Origin of the sequence: Prauserella sp. PE36 (assembly GCF_003311655.1) — a bacterium.
GTDB classification, from domain to species: Bacteria; Actinomycetota; Actinomycetes; order Mycobacteriales; family Pseudonocardiaceae; genus Prauserella_A; species Prauserella_A endophytica.
The window spans coordinates 36200-54052 of record NZ_QEQT01000110.1 but is presented as its reverse complement, the minus strand read 5'-3'; the positions used below and the strand labels follow the sequence as shown (position 1 = coordinate 54052).

Annotated in this window: 18 protein-coding genes; 13 read left to right on the top strand and 5 right to left on the bottom strand. The window is 70.2% G+C overall.

From position 1 onward, the window contains the following. The first annotated feature begins 6 nt into the window (after nt 1-6). The 3 genes from DI005_RS35535 to secA all read left to right on the top strand — a co-directional run bounded on the left by DI005_RS35535 (nt 7) and on the right by secA (nt 4922). A complete protein-coding gene (locus tag DI005_RS35535) occupies nt 7-681 on the top strand; it encodes a ComF family protein (protein WP_233520432.1) in 675 nt (224 codons plus the stop codon). 454 nt (nt 682-1135) lie between these two features. Then, nucleotides 1136-1822: a ribosome hibernation-promoting factor, HPF/YfiA family gene (gene hpf, locus DI005_RS35530; protein ID WP_112270946.1), complete on the top strand. Its 687-nt coding sequence runs from the start codon at nt 1136-1138 to the stop codon at nt 1820-1822. A gap of 244 nt (nt 1823-2066) precedes the next feature. Next, the gene (gene secA, locus DI005_RS35525) at nt 2067-4922 is read left to right on the top strand and encodes a preprotein translocase subunit SecA (RefSeq protein WP_113644966.1); all 2856 of its coding nucleotides are present in this window, start codon (nt 2067-2069) and stop codon (nt 4920-4922) included. A gap of 65 nt (nt 4923-4987) precedes the next feature. On the opposite strand, the gene DI005_RS35520 is transcribed toward secA, so the two are convergent. Then, nucleotides 4988-5476: an Rv3235 family protein gene (locus DI005_RS35520; protein WP_112270949.1), complete on the bottom strand. Its 489-nt coding sequence runs from the start codon at nt 5474-5476 to the stop codon at nt 4988-4990. 218 nt (nt 5477-5694) lie between these two features. On the opposite strand from DI005_RS35520, the gene DI005_RS35515 reads away from it, so the two are divergent. The 5 genes from DI005_RS35515 to DI005_RS35495 are packed head-to-tail and all read left to right on the top strand — an operon-like array spanning nt 5695 to nt 9320. After that, on the top strand, nt 5695-6096 hold the full coding sequence (locus DI005_RS35515; protein ID WP_113645068.1) for an HAD family hydrolase: 402 nt from the start codon (nt 5695-5697) through the stop codon (nt 6094-6096). A 36-nt stretch (nt 6097-6132) separates the two neighbouring features. Beyond that, nucleotides 6133-6606, top strand: a complete 474-nt coding sequence (locus DI005_RS35510; protein ID WP_137097257.1) for a hypothetical protein — start codon at nt 6133-6135, stop codon at nt 6604-6606. Beyond that, nucleotides 6606-7253, top strand: coding sequence for a DUF3558 domain-containing protein (locus tag DI005_RS35505; protein ID WP_113644964.1), 648 nt, complete (start codon nt 6606-6608; stop codon nt 7251-7253). The genes DI005_RS35510 and DI005_RS35505 overlap by 1 nt, the downstream gene beginning before the upstream one ends. A gap of 1 nt (nt 7254) precedes the next feature. Beyond that, nucleotides 7255-8577: a WXG100 family type VII secretion target gene (locus DI005_RS35500; protein WP_112270955.1), complete on the top strand. Its 1323-nt coding sequence runs from the start codon at nt 7255-7257 to the stop codon at nt 8575-8577. Further along, nucleotides 8574-9320, top strand: coding sequence for an ESX secretion-associated protein EspG (locus tag DI005_RS35495; RefSeq protein ID WP_113644963.1), 747 nt, complete (start codon nt 8574-8576; stop codon nt 9318-9320). Before DI005_RS35500 ends, DI005_RS35495 begins: the two co-directional genes overlap by 4 nt. On the opposite strand, the gene DI005_RS35490 is transcribed toward DI005_RS35495, so the two are convergent. Then, the gene (locus DI005_RS35490; RefSeq protein WP_113644962.1) at nt 9321-10079 is read right to left on the bottom strand and encodes an RNA methyltransferase; all 759 of its coding nucleotides are present in this window, start codon (nt 10077-10079) and stop codon (nt 9321-9323) included. Nucleotides 10080-10114: 35 nt separating this feature from the next. Between DI005_RS35490 and DI005_RS35485 the strand changes: the two genes are divergently transcribed. The 3 genes from DI005_RS35485 to pruA are packed head-to-tail and all read left to right on the top strand — an operon-like array spanning nt 10115 to nt 13711. Next, the gene (locus DI005_RS35485) at nt 10115-11521 is read left to right on the top strand and encodes a wax ester/triacylglycerol synthase family O-acyltransferase (protein WP_113644961.1); all 1407 of its coding nucleotides are present in this window, start codon (nt 10115-10117) and stop codon (nt 11519-11521) included. After that, complete coding sequence (locus DI005_RS35480) at nt 11518-12027, top strand: hypothetical protein (RefSeq protein ID WP_112270962.1); 510 nt, start codon at nt 11518-11520, stop codon at nt 12025-12027. Before DI005_RS35485 ends, DI005_RS35480 begins: the two co-directional genes overlap by 4 nt. 55 nt (nt 12028-12082) lie before the next feature. Beyond that, nucleotides 12083-13711, top strand: coding sequence for an L-glutamate gamma-semialdehyde dehydrogenase (gene pruA, locus DI005_RS35475; protein WP_112270964.1), 1629 nt, complete (start codon nt 12083-12085; stop codon nt 13709-13711). 90 nt (nt 13712-13801) lie between these two features. Here pruA and DI005_RS35470 read toward each other — a convergent pair whose 3' ends face one another. Further along, entirely contained in the window at nt 13802-14623 is an 822-nt protein-coding gene (locus DI005_RS35470) for a hypothetical protein (RefSeq protein WP_112270966.1), read from the bottom strand. A gap of 124 nt (nt 14624-14747) precedes the next feature. Then, complete coding sequence (rsgA, locus tag DI005_RS35465) at nt 14748-15755, bottom strand: ribosome small subunit-dependent GTPase A (RefSeq protein WP_113644960.1); 1008 nt, start codon at nt 15753-15755, stop codon at nt 14748-14750. Nucleotides 15756-15876: 121 nt separating this feature from the next. Here rsgA and DI005_RS35460 point away from each other — a divergent pair, with 121 nt between their 5' ends. Further along, nucleotides 15877-16680, top strand: a complete 804-nt coding sequence (locus DI005_RS35460; RefSeq protein ID WP_113644959.1) for an SOS response-associated peptidase — start codon at nt 15877-15879, stop codon at nt 16678-16680. Continuing rightward, entirely contained in the window at nt 16677-17291 is a 615-nt protein-coding gene (locus tag DI005_RS35455) for an alpha/beta family hydrolase (protein WP_112270971.1), read from the top strand. The genes DI005_RS35460 and DI005_RS35455 overlap by 4 nt, the downstream gene beginning before the upstream one ends. A 14-nt stretch (nt 17292-17305) precedes the next feature. On the opposite strand, the gene ybaK is transcribed toward DI005_RS35455, so the two are convergent. Beyond that, on the bottom strand, nt 17306-17782 hold the full coding sequence (gene ybaK, locus DI005_RS35450) for a Cys-tRNA(Pro) deacylase (RefSeq protein ID WP_113644958.1): 477 nt from the start codon (nt 17780-17782) through the stop codon (nt 17306-17308). Nucleotides 17783-17853 lie beyond the last annotated feature (71 nt).

Sequence of the window (17853 nt, the reverse complement as noted above, 5' to 3'; positions counted from 1 at the left end):
GCCCGCATGCTGGCGGGCGTGCTCACCCGTCGACTGTCCTCCATGGGCCTGGCCACGCTCGACCTGCTGCTGCCCTCCACCTGCGCGGGCTGCGGGCGGCGGGGCTCCCCGTGCTGCCCGGAGTGCGCCGCCGCGTTCGGCGCGCCCCGGCCCAGAGGTGAGGGCGTCTACGCGCTGGCCGCCTACGACGGCGTGGCCAGGCGGCTCGTGCTCGGCTACAAGGAGCGCGGGCGTCGCGACCTCGCCGAGCCGCTCGGGCGACTGCTCGCCGGTGCCGTGCCATACCTGCCCGGGGCGCGGCCGGACCAGCACGGCACATGGTGGCTCGTGCCGGTGCCCTCCCGCAGGTCGGCCGCTCGAGCGCGGGGCGGGCCGCACGTGCTCGGCCTGGCCAGGTGCTGCGCGGCCGTGCTCGCGCGGGGCGGCCGCCCCGCTGCCGTGGCCCCGGCGCTCGAGCTGGCGCCTGGCGTGCGGGACGCCGTCGGCCTCGATCGCGCGCAGCGCGCCGCCAACCTGGAGGGCAGGCTGCTGCTGCGGTCCGCGGGAGCCCCGCCAGCGGGCGCTCCGATCGTGCTGCTCGACGACGTCGTGACCACGGGGGCCACGCTGGCGGCGGCGCGACGGACGCTGACCCTCGCCGGGTTCGAGGTAGCCGCGGCGCTCACCCTGACGGCGGTCTGATCGGAGGGCTTGTCGGAAACTTTCACTCGATCGGGTGGGTGGGAACCCGGCGGCGGAGCCCGCGCGTTGGAGGGGTATGAGGCGGCCCGCTGTCACCCCGACGCAGGCATGGGTGAGCCGCGCGCGCCTGGGTGATGCCCGCAGGGGCGGTGCGCTGCTCCGAACGGGGCCCGCGTCCGCCCGGGACTCCATGAGTCCATTGCGGATCGTGACCGCCACTCACCGTTCGACGTCCCCCGCCTCGGGGGCTGTTGTAAGTGAGACAAGCGGGCTAACGTGCTCCGCTAACAGCTATCCCGGCACGCAGGGAGGTGACGAGCCGATGCCCCTAGCGCCGGAGGAACCCTGAAGTTCGCGGGAGCGCGCACGAGGAGTCGTGCCGGCGTGATCCCTTGTCCCCCCGGCGCTTTTCGTCCAGAAGGTAACTCGCCGCAATCAGCGAGGGAGGTCGTGTATGGACATCGTCGTCAAGGGTCGCAACGTGGAGGTGCCTGAGCACTACCGGCTCCATGTCAGCGAGAAACTGGCGCGGCTGGAGCGTTACGACAGGAAAGTGATCCGGTACGACGTGGAGCTCTTCCACGAGCCGAACCGGCGGCAGTCCAAGAACTGCCAGCGCGTTGAGATCACCGGCAAGGGCAAGGGCCCCGCCGTCCGGGCCGCTGCCGCTGCGGGCGACTTCTACGCCGCGCTCGACTCCGCCATCAGCAAGCTCGAGAACCGGCTGCGGCGCATGCACGACCGGCGACGGATCCACTACGGTCGCCGCTCCCCTGAGTCCGTCGCGGAGGCCACGTCCGCGGCCGCGATGGCCGCAGGCCCCAGCGGTTCCCCCACGAGCGGGCGGCGCTCCGCCGCGACCGCCGTGATGGAGGCGCCCGCAGAGCCCGCGACGGCAGTGTCCGCCGAGGAGATCGAGCTCCCAGAGCAGCGCTGGGACGACGGTGTGGCCGACCACGAGCCCGGCCGCATCGTGCGCGAGAAGCAGCATTCCGCGGAACCCATGACCGTCGACCAGGCCCTTTACCAAATGGAGCTGGTCGGACACGACTTCTACCTCTTCAACTGCTCGGACACCGGCAAGCCGAGCGTCGTCTACCGCAGGAAGGGCTTCGACTACGGCGTGATCCGCCTGGGCTGACCGCCCGTCCGCGCTTCGACCATTCCGCCCGACGGCCCGTGCGCGTTCCCGCGCACGGGCCGTCGGCCTGCATGGACGTGGGTGGAGTGGGATGCCCGTTCGCGACGCCGTGTGCACGCGGGTCCCGAGATTCCCTACGATGGGGAGTACTGCGTGGTCTCAGGGCCGCGCGTGTCAAGCTGCCCGGCACCCGCTGGGGTGCTGCGACGACGACCACCGGATACAGCTAGCGAGGTCGACCCGGATGCTTCTGAACCGCCTGCTCCGTGCGGGCGAGGGCAAGATGGTGAAGCGGCTGCGCCGCATCGCGGACACCATCAACACCCTCGAAGACGACGTCAAGGACCTCTCGGACGCCGAGCTGCGGGGCAAGACCGCGGAGTTCCGCAAGCGGCACGAGAGCGGCGAATCGCTCGACGACCTGCTCCCCGAGGCCTTCGCCGTCGCGAGGGAGGGCGCCAAGCGGGTGCTCGGCCAGCGACCCTTCGACGTCCAGCTCATGGGCGGTGCCGCCCTGCACCTCGGCCAGGTCGCCGAGATGAAGACCGGTGAGGGCAAGACGCTGACCTCGGTCCTGCCCGCGTACCTCAACGCCATTTCCGGCAAGGGCGTCCACGTCGTCACCACCAACGACTACCTGGCAAAACGTGACGCGGAGTGGATGGGTCGCATCCACCGCTTCCTCGGCCTCGAGGTCGGCTCGATCCTGTCCGACATGCCGCCGTCGGCGCGTCGTGAGGCGTACAAGGCCGACATCACCTACGGCACCAACAACGAGTTCGGCTTCGACTACCTGCGCGACAACATGGCGTGGAGCCTCGACGACTGCGTGCAACGCGGGCACAACTTCGCCATCGTCGACGAGGTCGACTCGATCCTCATCGACGAGGCGCGGACCCCGCTGATCATCTCGGGTCCCGCCGACCAGTCCTCTCGCTGGTACACCGAGTTCGCCAGGATGGCGCCGCTGATGAAGCGCGACGTCCACTACGAGGTGGACGAGCGCAAGCGCGCCGTCGGTGTCACGGAGCAGGGCGTTGAGTTCGTCGAGGACCAGCTCGGCATCGAGAACCTGTACGAGGCGGCCAACACTCCGCTCGTCGGCTTCCTGAACAACGCGCTCAAGGCCAAGGAGCTCTACAACAAGGACAAGGAGTACATCGTCCGCAACGGCGAGGTGCTCATCGTCGACGAGTTCACCGGCCGCATCCTGGCGGGCCGCCGTTTCAACGAGGGCATGCACCAGGCGATCGAGGCCAAGGAAGGCGTCGAGATCAAGGCGGAGAACCAGACGCTCGCCACGATCACGCTGCAGAACTTCTTCCGCCTCTACGAGAAGCTCTCCGGCATGACCGGTACCGCCGAAACCGAGGCGGCGGAGTTCCACCAGACATACAAGCTGGGCGTCGTGCCGATCCCCACCAACCGGCCGATGGTGCGTGCCGACGAGGCCGACCTCATCTACAAGACGGAGCCCGCCAAGTTCGAGGCCGTCGCCGAGGACATCGCGGAGCGCCACGAGAAGGGCCAGCCGGTGCTGGTCGGCACCACGAGCGTCGAGAAGTCGGAGTACCTCTCGAAGCTGCTGCTCAAGCTCGGGGTGCCGCACGAGGTGCTGAACGCGAAGGCGCACCACCGCGAGGCGCTGATCATCGCCAAGGCGGGCCGCAAGGGCGCCGTCACGGTCGCAACGAACATGGCGGGCCGCGGTACCGACATCGTGCTCGGCGGCAACCCCGACATCATCGCCGACGAGGTGCTGCGCGAGCGCGGCCTCGACCCGGTTGAGAACTCGGCCGAGTACGAGGCCGCGTGGCCGAAGGTGCTGGAGGAGGTCAAGGCCGACGTCGCCGAGGAGGCCGAGGCCGTGCGCGAGGCCGGCGGCCTCTACGTGCTGGGCACCGAGCGGCACGAGTCCCGCCGCATCGACAACCAGCTGCGTGGTCGCTCCGGACGTCAGGGCGACCCCGGTGAGTCGCGGTTCTACCTGTCGCTCGGCGACGACCTCATGCGCCGCTTCAACGCGGCCATGGTCGAGCGCGTCATGACCACCATGCGCCTGCCCGACGACGTGCCGATCGAGCACAAGATGGTCAGCCGCGCGATCAAGAGCGCGCAGACCCAGGTCGAGCAGCAGAACATGGAGATCCGCAAGAACGTCCTCAAGTACGACGAGGTCATGAACCGGCAGCGCAAGGTGATCTACGCCGAGCGCCGCCGCGTGCTGGAGGGCGAGGACCTGCGCGAACAGGTCGAGCACATGATCCGCGACGTGGTGAGTGCGTACGTCGACGGAGCGACCGCCGAGGGCTACGCCGAGGACTGGGACCACGAGAAGCTGTGGACCGCCCTCAAGACGCTGTACCCGGTGGGCGTCAAATGGGAGGACATCGCCGAGCAGGAGGACGACCTCGACGCCGAGCGGCTGCGTGAGATCCTGCTCGAGGACGCCACCAAGGCGTACGAGCGGCGTGAGGCCGACATCGACGGCAAGGTCGGCGAGGGCGCCATGCGTGAGCTGGAACGCCGCGTGGTGCTGTCGGTGCTCGACCGCAAGTGGCGTGAGCACCTCTACGAGATGGACTATCTCAAGGAGGGCATCGGCCTGCGCGCGATGGCCCAGCGCGACCCGCTCGTGGAGTACCAGCGCGAGGGCTTCGACATGTTCAACGCGATGCTCGACTCGCTGAAGGAGGAAGCCGTCGGCTTCCTGTTCAATCTCCAGGTCGAGCAGGCCGACCAGCAGCAGGCACAGGCGCAGCCCGCGGCGGCGGCAGCACCGGCCGCCGCGGCCAGTGCGGGCAACGGCCAGCAGGCGGCGACGGGCAGGCACGCCAGGCCGGTGCCGCAGCAGCCGGACACCGGCAGGCCGGCCGGACGCGAGGCCGTTCCGTCCGCGCTTCGGGGCAAGGGTCTCGACGGCGACGGGCAGCAGGCGCTGACCTACTCCGGTCCCGCCGAAGGTGGCGGCGTCGAGAAGCGCGGTTCCGCCGATGGCGAGAAGCGTGCCGCGGGCGCCGGCGGTGGGGGCACCCGGCGGGAGCGCCGTGCCGCCGCGCGTGAGCAGGCGAAGAAGAACAAGAAGGGTGCTCGCCGGTAGTAGCCGGGCGAGGACCGGATTCGGCCCGTGTCGCATTGTGCGGCGCGGGCCGAACCCGTTCCGGGCTACCGGGGCCCGAGCCTGCCCGGCTCCAGCACGGTGAACGACGTGCAGCGCCAGTTGCCGCGGCGATACTCGAACCGGGCGGTCACGGCCAGTACGCGTTCACCGGTGTCGGCGGTGCCGCACACCTCCACCACGCTCTCCGCGGGCCGGCACGTGTACACCTTGTGCAACGTGTAGCGCGGTCCGGTCATCCGAGCGCGTTCCCGCATTCTCCGTTGCAGCGCAGGCGTAAGCCACTGTCCGAGTTGGACAGCGGGTCTGCGCCCGGCGTGGACCTCCAACATCGCGGCCAGCACGCGGTGCAGTTGCCTCCGCTCGAGCAATGGTCGCGGCCGCCCGCCCGCGCGCTGCGCGGGAATGTCGGCGAGCAGGTCGTCGAGCGTGAGCTGGCCCTCCGGCAACTCGGTGCTCGGCGACGCGTCCCGGCCTTTCGCGGGTTCGTACGGATTGAGCGGTAACAGCCCCCGCAAAGGCGAATGAGTAATCATACTTACCCCCTGGATTCCGGTGGAACGGTAATGCGGGATGGCCCCCTCGGCCACCCTGTGGAAATAGAGGTGAAAAAACCGCGATTCGACTCAAAAGTCGCCCGAGGTGGTGAAAGATGCGATTCCGGTTCCGGGTCGCGTCGTGATGCGCTACGGAAGAATGCGTCTCGTGGCGCCAACGGAATTGTCACAACAGCCGAGGAGGGCCGGTGGAGTGGATGCTGCGGGGAATCGTCGTGGACTACGCGGGCGTGCTGACCGACGTGGACGGCCCGCGGCTGCTCGACGTGCTCGACACCGCTCGTGACCAGGGCGTCCGCACGGCACTGCTGTCGAACGCGGCGGGTGGTGGAGCCGTGCGACGGCGGCTCGCTGGCTGGTTCGACACGCTGGTCTTCTCCGGCGAGGTGGGCGTCGCCAAGCCCTCGGAGGAGGTCTTCCGCCTGACGGCCGACCGCCTTGGCGTACCGGTCTCGACGTGCGTGCTGGTGGACGACTCGGCGGTGAACGTGGCCGGAGCGGTGGCCGCGGGCATGGTCGGTGTGCACCACACGTCGATGGCGGACACCCTCGCTGAGCTGGGCGCCCTCTTTCCCGGCATCGTGAGCGAGAACGCCTGACGGGGGCCGGTACGTTCGGCTACGCTCCTGTACCGGATGGTCACGCGCAGCTTGGAGATGGGGATGGCCGAAGAGCTTTCGGGCGAAAAGCGCCTCGACGACGTGTTCGCGGGCGCCGGAAGCGCGCTCGCGGAGGTCCAGAAGGTGTACGGCACCCAGAACTGGGTCCAGACGGCGGTCGACGTGACGGCCGGCAAGTGGACCTTCGACGCGGAGCAGATCGACGCCGTGATCGGCCAGTGGGAGGACCTGCTCGAGGATCTCGCAACCGACCAGACCGCGATCAGGCTCATGGTCGACAGGCTCACGCCGCCTTCAAAGGATGATCCGAGCGGTAACTTCGTTGATGGTCTCCGCGAGGGGGTCAGGTCGCTGGAAGACTCGAACCTCTCCATGATCGCCTACGTCGAGGATTTCCTGGGCCGACTTCGCGAGGCGAAGACGAAGATCGGCACCACCGAGGAGACCAATGCGGCTCCGATGCAGGCGGCGACTGGACAGACGAACTGATGATTTCCGCACGACGCGCGCCCCGTGCGGCAGCTGCTGCGTTGATGGTTGGCCTGCTCGCTGCGGGCTGCGCGACTGAGGAGCCGGGTACGCCGTCGGCCTCGTCGTGGACCTCGAGTGCCGACAACAGCACGTCAGCCTCCGGCGGGGATGTGCCTCAGGTCTCCAGCCCATTGGATGCCTCGGCGTATCTGGACCGCCCGTGCGACCTCGTCCCGCAAAAGGTCATGAACGAACTCTCCTACACCGAGCCCGGCAAGGCGCTCACCGCCGATGAGAACAGCACTGCGGCCCTGTCGGGACCGGGCTGCGGCTGGAACGTGCGTGGGCATGGGCAATCAGTCGTCGTCGGTATCCAGACTGGGAACCAACAGGACGGCATGGGCGGGTTGCAAGGAATCTACGACGGCTACCAGGACGGACAGTTCGAGTACTACGAGCCGACCACCGTGGACGGCTATCCTGCGGCATTCAGCGATATCTCAGACAATCGCGACCGCGGGAGCTGCGCCATGTACGTCGGCATCGCCGATGATCTGACCTATTCGGTCTACGCAGGGCCCTATGGAGACGAGCCCGAGCAAGCCTGTCCTGTCGTCGAGCAGGTGGCCGGCGCGGTGATCGAAACGTTGAAGGGGGGCGCGTGACATGGGTGGCCTGAGTGGTGCGGAGGTCTTCGACAACTTCAAACAGGGCGAGGGCACCTCGTCGCTGCAGTTGATCGCGAACGAGTTGCTCAAGCTGCAGAAGACCTACGGCGACCGCGCGGAGGCGATCGAGGGCATCCAGCAGTCCATGGAGTCGGCGTGGAGTGGGGACGCCAGTACCAGGGCGCGGCAGGGGGCGGCGCCGCTGATGCCCGCGCTCGAGGAGTCCGCCCGGAACATGGACAGCACGGTCAACTCGATGAAGACGCAGGCCGGTGACTGGCACACGGCCGCCAACTCCGTCGAGCCCGTGCCGCCGCTGCCGGACAAGCCGAACCCTTGGACCACCGGTCTGAAGGCCGCCATTCCCGTCGCGGGGCCGTTCATGGCCTCCAGCGACCTGCGGTCGTACCAGGAGGGCGTCGAGGCCCACAACCGTGCCGCTCAGCACAACGTCGACGTGATGTCCGCCTACTCGAACCAGACGAGCAGCAACTCGAACTTCCCCCGCACCTACGGGGTGCTCGAGCCGGGCTCGTCGCCGATCTCGGTCGCCAACAGCTCCACGCCGAGCGCGATCTCCGGTGACCTGCACTCCGACGTCACGCGCAGCTCCACGGTCGCCGCCCCTGTCGGGACCGGTACGCCCACCACGAGCGGGCCGATGACCAGCGCCGTTCCGCAGGTGGGTTCGCCCGTGTCGACCGGAACGGGCGCGCCCAACACCACGCCGGGGCCGATCACCTCCGGGCCCAGCGGTCCTTCGGGTCCGAGTGGGCCGACGACGGGGCTCGCCGCTGCCGGGCCGGTGCCTCCACCCGCCGGCTCGTCTTCCGGCGACCGGGCGCGGCCCGGGTCCACACCGCCCGGGCGCAGCACCTTCGGCACCACCAACCCGACGAAGCCGGGCGCCCCGCGCGGGCTCAACGAGCGCGCGGGCAGCAGGCTCTACGGCCCCGGCGGCGGTTCCAGCAGCGGCCCCGGGGGCACCGTCGGCCGCGGGGTCGGCGGTGGGGGCGTCGGTGGTGGTGTCGGGAGTGGCGGGTCCGCCGGTGACGCGGCTTCCCGCGCACTTGGCGCCGGCAAGGGTACGGGCGCCGGGCTGCCCGGTGGCGCCGCCTCCGCCGCGGAGTCCGCCGCCGCACGGGGCGCCGCGGGCGCCAGGGGCACCGGCATGGGTGCGATGGCGCCGGTCGGAGCGGGCCGGGCGAACCGCGAGGAGGACGAGGAGCACCAGCGCGCCGCGTACCTGCAGGAGAACGACCCCGACGAAGTGTTCATCGGTGACCTCGGCAAGACCACGCCGCCGGTGATCGGCGAGTGAGAGCCAACAGAGTCGAGCTCCCGCTCGGCGTGCTCGCCGGCCTGGTCGAACGCGAACGGGTGGGCACGCTCCACGTCGTTCTGCAGCCCGAGCCGATGTGGTTCCCGGACGAGGAGAAGGCCGCGCTCGACTCGGCGCTGACCAGGAGCCTCACCGAGGCCGGGCTCGTCGACCGGCGTGGCCGCGTCGAGGTGGAGCTGCTCGACTGGTTGCCCCTGCTCACCACCGCCTCGCTGGAGTACTACGGCTGGTTCTCCCACGGCGAGAGCACCTGGGGCGTGCTCGCCGCGGCACGCGGCGTTCAGGGCCTGCTGGCCGTGCGGGCCGGCGACCTGGTGACGCTCACGCCGGTCGGCGTCGTCGAGCTGGCCGACGCCTTCGTCGAGCAGTTGCCCGAGCTCTATCCCGGCGGCGGCACGCAGTGGTCGGTGCGGATCATCGACCTGGAGGAGGCCGCCAGGCGCGGCGGGCCGCGGAACCGGCTGCCCGCCGACGTGCAGGAGATCGTCAAGGTCGTCCAGCGTCCGGTGACGGGCGGCGGCGAGCTGTACGTCGCCGAGCGCGACGAGCTCGGCCGCTACGGCAGGCTCGACTCGCCACTGCACTATGTGGACACCGACTGGGGCCGGTATCTCAACTACACCACGGGATCCGGGGCCGAGGCCGAGATCCACATCGCCCCGGGGAGCCCGTCGGCGATCGCCGCGACGCTCGAGAAGCTGCGCGCGACGCTACCGGGCTGATCACCCTCGCCGCACGACCTCGAAGCACAGCACGGCGGCGGCCGCGGACACGTTGAGCGACTCGACGTCACCCGGCATCGGGATCGACACCCACTCGGCCACGTAGCGGGCGACCTCCTCGCTCACGCCCTGACTCTCGCCGCCGAGGACGAACGCCGCGCGCGATGGCAGGTCGAGGCCGAACAGCGACGCCGAGCCCGAGGCTCCCAGCGCGTAGACGGCGTAGCCGGCCTCGGTGAGCTGCTCCACCGCGTCGAGAGCGGTCACGCAGCGCAGCACGGGAGCCCGGAACGCGACGCCGGCCGATGCCTTCACCACCAGCGGGTCCAGTGTCGCGACCCCGCGCCGGGGGACCACGATGCCGCCGAAGCCCGCCGCCGTCGCCGTGCGCAGGATCATCCCGACGTTCGCGGGCGTGGTGATGCCGTCCAGCACGAGCACCCTCGACGGTGGCCGCTGCTCCGCCAGCGCTGTGGCCAGCGGGCGCATCCTCGGCGCGACGACGTCGGCCAGCACGCCCTGGTCCTGCTTGCCGTTTCCGGCGAGCACCTTCACCCGGTGCGCGCTCGCGCGCTGCACCGGCACCCCGGCGGCCTTGGCCGCGCGCTCGATCTCGGTGACCGCCTGCCCTCTGGCCACGTCGGCGAGTATCACTTTGTCGACATCGAGCGCAGGGTCGGTCAGCGCCTCGAGCACGGGTTTGCGCCCGTAGACGGTCAGGAAGCGGTCCTTCGGGGACACCGCGGAATCGTCACCCACGGCGGGAAGTCTCCCACCTGTGCCAGGATCACCACATGTCCGACCGTCTCTCCGCGCTGGACGCATCGTTCCTGTACGTGGAGGAACCGGCCACCCCGATGCACGTCGGCAGCGTGGCCATCTTCGACCGGCCCAGGACCGGCTTCGACTACGGCGCCCTGCTCGCGCTGGTGAACCACCGCCTCGGCTACCTGCCGCGCTACCGGCAGCGCGCACTGCCTGTGCCGGGGCACCTGGCCAGACCCGTGTGGGTGGACGACGTGGACTTCGACCTCAACTACCACGTCCGCCGCTCGGCACTACCCGCTCCGGGCAGCGACGAGCAGCTGTTCGACCTGGTCGCGCGGCTGATGGCTCGTCAGCTGGATCGGGAACGGCCGCTGTGGGAGGCGTACTTCATCGAGGGGCTCGCCGACAACCGCGTGGCACTGGTCACCAAGACCCACCAGTCGCTGGTGGACGGCCTCGGCACCGTCGACCTCGGCCAGCTCATCCTCGACGCGGGTGCCGCCGAGCGCGATCCCGGCGAGGACACCTGGACGCCGCGCCGCCCGCCCAACCGCGCGCAACTGGTGCTCGACGCCGTGGGCGAGGCCGTGCAGCGGCCCGGCGAGCTCGTCGAGAACGCCCGCTCGGCCGCGCGGGACCTCGCCGCCACGGCCGAGAAGACCATCGGCGCCGTTGGCGGTCTCGCGTCGGCCCTGCGCAGCGTGATCCGGCCCGCGCCGGCGGGGCCACTGAACTGCCACGTCTCCGGGGGCCGCGTCTTCGTCGGCCTGCGCACCAGCCTCGACGATTTCCGCAAGATCCGCGCCCAGCACGGCTGTACCGTCAACGACGCCGTGTTCGCCGTGCTCACCGGTGCGCTGCGGTCTTGGCTGGGCTCGCGCGGCGAGCCGCTCGACGACTCGGCGACCGTTCGCGCGCTTGTGCCGCTCGCGGTGCTGGAACCCGACGCGGCCGAGTTCTCCACGGCAGGCCTGGTCAACAACCGCGTCAAGCCGTACCTGGTCGACCTGCCGGTCGGCGAGTCCGATCCGGTGCTGCGGCTGCAGCACATCGCGCACGCGATGGCCGAGCATCTCGACGCCGAACGTTCGGTCGCCGCACGGGCCATGCTCAAGGTGGGCGGTTTCGCGCCCGCGACCATGCACTCGCTGGCCGCGCGGGCGGCCGGGTCGTTCTCCGGGCGCATCTTTAACGTGCTCATCACCAACTCGCCGGGCCCCCAGGAACCCGTGTACGCCGGGTCGGCGAGGATGGCCGCGATCTATCCGGTGATGCCGCTCGCCCGCGACCAGGCGCTGGCGATCGGGGTGACCTCGTACCACGGCGGTGTCTACTTCGGATTGAACGGCGACCGCAAGGCGTTGTTCGATGTGCGCCTCGTGGCGGAGATGATCGAGGAAGCGCTGGAGGAACTGAAAGGGACGAACTGGTGAGGGTCTACCTGCCCGCGACGATCGGCATTCTGCGGCAACTGGTCGAGGACGGTGAGTTCCGGCCGCTCAGCGGCACCGGCTTCGCGCTCACCCCGGCGCTGCGGGAGTCCTACGTCAGCGGTTCGACGGAGGAGCTGGAGTACGCCGCGCTGCTGGACGCGGCGCGGGCCTCGCTGCGGCTGATCGCGGCCGCGCAGGAGGACGCGCACGACGCCAAGGAGCCGCCGAGGCGGGTGGTGGTGTCCGCCGACGTCGAGGACGTGACGCTGCGGCCCGACCTCGACCACGCGGTGGTGCGCCTCTCGGGGCCGGTGCGGCTCTCCGACGTGGCGGCCGTGCACGTCGACGCCGCGGAGGCCGAGCCCGCCGTGCTGGCCGCCGCCGCCGTGATCGACGCCGCCGATCTCGGGGACCCCGACGCCGAGTTCACCCTCGGGGACGTCGAGGACCACGAGCTCGCCTGGTACGCGCCTCAGGAACTGCCCTTCCTGCTCGAGCTCATGTAACCATGAGGTCAGACCGCCCACGAAGCGGAGCGATTCCGGGAGGCGAGACTGACCCATGGACGCCGTCACATCTGTTCCGGTACCGAAGAACGAGCCGGTGCGCACCTACGCGCCGGGCACCGAGGAGCGCTCGTCGCTGCAACGCAGGCTCGCCGAGCTGAAGGGCGACAAGCACGAGCTGACCCAGACCATCGGCGGCAGGCGCGCGCTCGCGGGCGGAGAGCCGTTCGACGTCGTGCAACCGCATGATCACGGGCACGTGCTCGGGGTGAGCGCGCAGGCGACGCCCGAGGACGTCTCCGAGGCGGTGCGGGCCGCGAAGGCCGCGGCGCCAGAGTGGCGCGAGCTGCCCTTCGACGAGCGCGCCGCCGTGTTCCTGCGCGCGGCCGACCTGCTGGCGGGGCCGTACCGCGACACGATCAACGCGGCGACCATGCTCGGGCAGTCCAAGTCGGTGCAGCAGGCCGAGATCGACGCGGCGTGCGAGCTGATCGACTTCCTGCGTTTCAACGTGAGCTACGCGCGCCGCATCCTCGCCGAGCAGCCCAACTCGGTGCCGGGCGCGTGGAATCGCATGGAGTACCGGCCGCTGGACGGCTTCGTGGTCGCGATCACGCCGTTCAACTTCACCGCGATCGCGGGCAACCTGCCCAGCTCACCCGCGCTGATGGGCAACACGGTGGTGTGGAAGCCGACGCCGTCGCAGCAGCTCGCCGCGCATTTCACGATGCAGGTGTTCGAGGAGGCGGGCCTGCCCCCTGGCGTGATCAACCTGGTGACCGGCGACGGTCACGCGGTCAGCGACGTCGCGCTCGCCGACCCCGGGTTCGCCGGCCTGCACTTCACCGGCTCCACGGCGACGTTCAAGCTGCTGTGGCGAAAGATCGCCGAGAACCTGGACGGCTACGCCTCGTACCCGAGGATCGTCGGCGAGACCGGCGGCAAGGACTTCGTGGTGGCGCACTCCTCGGCGGACCCGGACAAGCTCGTGCCCGCCCTGGTGCGGGGCGCGTTCGAGTACCAGGGCCAGAAGTGCTCGGCGGCGTCGCGGGCGTACCTGCCCCGCTCGCTGTGGGAGGGCGGCGTGCGCGAACGGCTCGCCGACGTCACGAAGAGCGTGAAGTACGGCGACATCTCCGACTTCTCGCTCTTCGGCGGCGCGGTGATCAACGCCAAGGCGTTCGCCAAGCACCGGGAACTGCTGTCGCGTGTGGACGGTGACTCGGCACTGGAGGTGCTGGTCGGCGGCGGTTGCGACGACCAGATCGGCTACTTCGTCGAGCCGACCGTGCTGCTGACCGACGACCCGGCGCACGAGGTGCTCTCCACGGAGTATTTCGGCCCGATCCTGGCCGTGTACGTCTACCCGGACGGCGAGTACGAGCGGGTGCTGGAACTGGTGGACACGAGCGCTCCGTACGCGCTCACGGGCGCGGTGTTCGCCGACGACCGGGCCGCGATCCAGCAGGCGCACCGGGCGTTGCGGTTCACGGCGGGCAACTTCTACGTCAACGACAAGCCGACGGGCTCGATCGTCGGCCAGCAGCCCTTCGGCGGGTCGCGGGCGTCGGGGACCAACGACAAGGCTGGCTCCATGTTCAACCTGCTGCGCTGGACGAGCCCCAGGTCGATCAAGGAGACGTTCGACGCGCCCACCTCGATCGCCTACCCCCACATGGAGTAACGAAAAAGTCCCCCAAGGCCACCTTTGTTGCGTTCAACGCGGCAAAGGTGGCCTTGGGGGACGTTGGCTCAGCTCAGCCGAGGGCGGGCGTCAGCCCATCGGCATCTCGCCGACCTGGTCGGCGGGCGGGGCCTCGACGGTGACCGGGGTGCCCCAGTCGCTGTACTTCATCGTCATCTTGGCCTCCTGACCACCGGCGCCGGCGGCCTCCATCATCTTGCCCATGTCCATGACGACCTGGACCGGCAGGTTGTCGCTGTTCAGCCACAGCTCCATCGGCAGCTTGGCGGGCAGCTGCTCGGCCTGCTCGGGCGTGATGCCGGACGCGGCGCCCATCTCCGAGGCGACCTTCTTGAAGTCCAGCTCGATCGTGTAGTGCGTGACCTCCTGGCCGTCCAGGGTGGTCTTCTCGCTGTTGGTGATCTCGCCGGCTTCCTTGATGTACTCGAGCGTCTTGGTCGGGTCGCTCTGCTCCATCGAGCTGCTCAGCTGCTGCGACATCGGGTCGGTGCCGTCGAGCGAGATCTTCGCCCACGGCTTGCCGCCCGTCTGAGCCTCGAGACCGGCCATCTTCATGTACATCGCCTGGTCGACCAGGCGCATCTCGATGGACTGGCCCATCATCTCCATGTTCATGGACATCTTGGTGTTGGCGCCGTCGTAGAGGCCCGCACCTTCGGCCGTCATCTGCATGCCGGCCATGTTCATGTCCATCGAGAACTTCGACGACTTCGACTCAGCCGTCTTCTCGGAGGCCGCCGCCGCCAGCTGCTGTGGGTCGCTGAAGAAGCTCGAGCCCGCGTCACCGCCCGGGTTGCCCCCGAACGCGTTGCCAGAGTCACCGTCGCTGCCACAGGCGCTGAGCGCGATGACCAGCGCAAAGCCGCTGGCCGCCAGAGCCGTCTTACGCATGAAGATCCCCTTGTGAGTTTGATCGTGTGAGCGGTTCGCCCCTCTTCTGCTCGGACGGGCGATCCCCTATGAGGGTTCCATGCTTACCGGATCGGCTTCACATCGGCTTAACCAACGCGGCGTGTCAGGGCTGCTCGAGACCCGCTCGTGACGCCAGCAGCCTGCGCAGTGACGCGAGCCTGCCCGGTCGCGCCTGCCCGTCCTCGACCACCTCGTCCAGCGCGCAGTCCGGGTCATCCGGCGGGCCGAGGTGCCCGCAGCCGGACGGGCACTCCTCGGCGGCCTCGGCGAACTCGGGGAACGACATGACGATGTCGTCGGCCGTGACATGGGCCAGGCCGAACGAGCGCACCCCGGGAGTGTCGATCACCCAGCCGCCGTCGGGCAGCGGGAGCGCGATCGCGCTGACCGACGTGTGCCTGCCCTTGCCGACCGCGCTCACCTCGCCGGTCGCCAGGCGGGCGTCGGGCACGATTCGGTTGACCAGCGTCGACTTGCCGACGCCGGAATGGCCGACGAGCGCGGACACCCGCCCCTGCAGCTGCTCGCGCAGCCCCTCCGGCTCCTCGTCGTAGCGCGTCACGACGGCGGGCACGTCCAGGTCGGCGTAGGACGCGAGCAGCTCGCCGGGGTCGGCGAGGTCGGCCTTGGTCAGGCAAAGCACCGGTTCGAGGCCGCCCGTGTAGCAGGCGGCGAGACACCGGTCGATGAACCCCGTCCTCGGTGGTGGGTCGGCGAGCGAGGTGACGATGAGCAGCTGCTCGGCGTTGGCGACGACCACACGCTCGTACGGGTCAGTGTCGTCGGCGGTACGCCGCAGCAGGCTCGTCCGCTCCTCGACGCGCACGATCCGCGCGAGCGTGTCGGGTTTGCCGCTGACGTCGCCGACCAGGCCCACCCGGTCGCCGACCACCACCGGTGTCCGGCCCAGCTCGCGGGCCCGCATGGCCGTGACCGCGCGACCGGGATCGGCCTCGACCGCGCAGGTCCAGCGGCCACGGTCGACCGCCGTCACCATGGCGGGTGCGGCGTCGGCGTGTGCCGGCCGGCGCTTGCTCCGTGGACGGGTTCCCTTGCCAGGGCGCACCCTGACGTCGCTCTCGTCGAGCTTGCGCCAGTCACTGCGGGCCAAACCGTCACACCCTCCACTCGCGGGGATACCTGCACTGATGATCCCCCATGGTGCTCGCCAGGGCCCAGCAACCGTGCCACGATGGCGCTCTACAGCCACGAACAAGGGGAGGGCCGATCTCATGTGCGGCCGATACGCCGCCACCAAGGACCCGGCCACGTTGATGAAGGAGTTCGACGCGGCCGACGGCACCGAGGGGCACGCGCCGACCGAGAACTACAACGTCGCGCCGACGAAGAACATCGTCAGCGTCGTCGAGCGGCACCCGCGCGACGAAGAGGGCAAGGTGCAGGAGGACGAGCCCGCGGTTCGCAGCCTGCGCGTCATGCGCTGGGGCCTCGTGCCGTTCTGGGCGAAGGACGCGGGCATCGGCAGTCGCATGATCAACACGCGTGCGGAGACCGCGACCGAGAAGCCGGCGTTCCGCAAGGCGCTGTCGCGGCGCCGCTGCCTGATTCCCGCCGACGGCTGGTACGAGTGGCGGGTCGCCGAGGGCGCGGGCAAGAAGGCGCCGAAGGAACCGTTCTTCATGACCACGCGGGACGGGTCGTCGCTCGCGTTCGCCGGCATCTGGGAGACCTGGCGCGACCCGAAGGGCGAGCCGGACGCGCCGCCCCTGATCACGTGCTCGGTGATCACGACCGACGCGATCGGCCAGCTCACCGACATCCACGACCGCATGCCGCTCGTCATGCCGAAGGAGCGGTGGCAGGACTGGCTGGACCCCGATCGCACCGACGCCTCCGGGCTGCTCGAACCGCCGGGCCTCGAGTGGGCCGACTCGCTCGAGCTGCGGCCGGTCTCCACCAAGGTCAACAGTGTCCGCAACAACGGGCCCGAACTGCTCGAGCGCGTCGAGACCGAGGCGGCGAACCTCGACGAGAGCGGCACCGGCGCCCTGTTCGACCTGCCCAGCCGGAAATGACCAGCAAGCAGATCGACACCCCGCACGGCCCGGCCCGTGCCGAGCTGCACTGCGCAGAGGAGGGCGCGGCGGGGCTGCTGCTCGGGCACGGCGCGGGCGGCGGGATCGAGGCGCCCGACCTGGTGGCCGTCGCCAGGTCGGCGCGCGACGCCGGCGTGCACGTCGCGCTCGTCGAGCAGCCCTATCGGGTCGCGGGCAGGCGCGCCCCCGCGCCCGCGAAGCAACTCGACGCGGCCTGGCTGGCCGTGGCCGAGGACCTTTCCACCACATGGTTCGACGGGCTCCCGCTCGTGTTCGGCGGCCGCTCGTCCGGCGCCAGGGTCGCGTGCCGCACCGCTGCGGAGGGCCAGGCCGTCGCCGTGCTCTGCCTCGCGTTCCCGGAGCACCCGCCGGGCAAGCCGGAACGGACGCGCCAGCCCGAGCTGGACGGCGTCGAGGTGCCGACGCTGGTCGTGCAGGGCGAGAACGACCCCTTCGGCAGGCCGGAGCCGGGACCGCACCACGAGGTCGTGGTGGTGCCCGGCGACCACAGCCTCAAGGCCGACCTCGACGGAGTGTCGCGGGCCGCGGCCGAGTGGCTCGGCCGGGTGCTGCGCCCCCTCGTGACGTGAGCCCGCCGTGAGCCTCAGTCCGCGATGGGCGCCACGGTCGCCGTGGTGAGTGTCACCAGGTCGGCGGGGGCCAGCTCGATCTCCAGCCCGCGTCGCCCGCCCGAGCAGAGCACCGTGTCGAACCGCTGCGCCGACTCGTCCACCACGACGGGCAGGCGCGAGCGCTGGCCGAGCGGGGAGATGCCGCCGAGGACGTAACCGGTGGCCCGCTGCGCGGCCGCCGCGTCCGCCATCTTCGCCCGCTTGCCGCCGACGGCCGCCGCGAGCGCCTTGAGGTCGAGCTGGCCGGTCACGGGCACGACGCCCACGGTGAGCTTGCCGTCGACCTCGGCGACCAGGGTCTTGAACACCTTGGCGGGATCCACCCCGAGGGCCTCGGCGGCCTCGGTTCCGTACGAGTCGTGTCGCGAATCGTGGTCGTACGTGTGCACCGTGTGCGCGATCTTCTTCTTGTTGAGCAACGCCGTTGCGGGAGTGCCTTTACCAGCCACGGCAGCGCATCCTATCCGGCCAGGAATTCGCGACGAGGCCCTCGCGTTACACCCGTCGTGCCGACCACTCT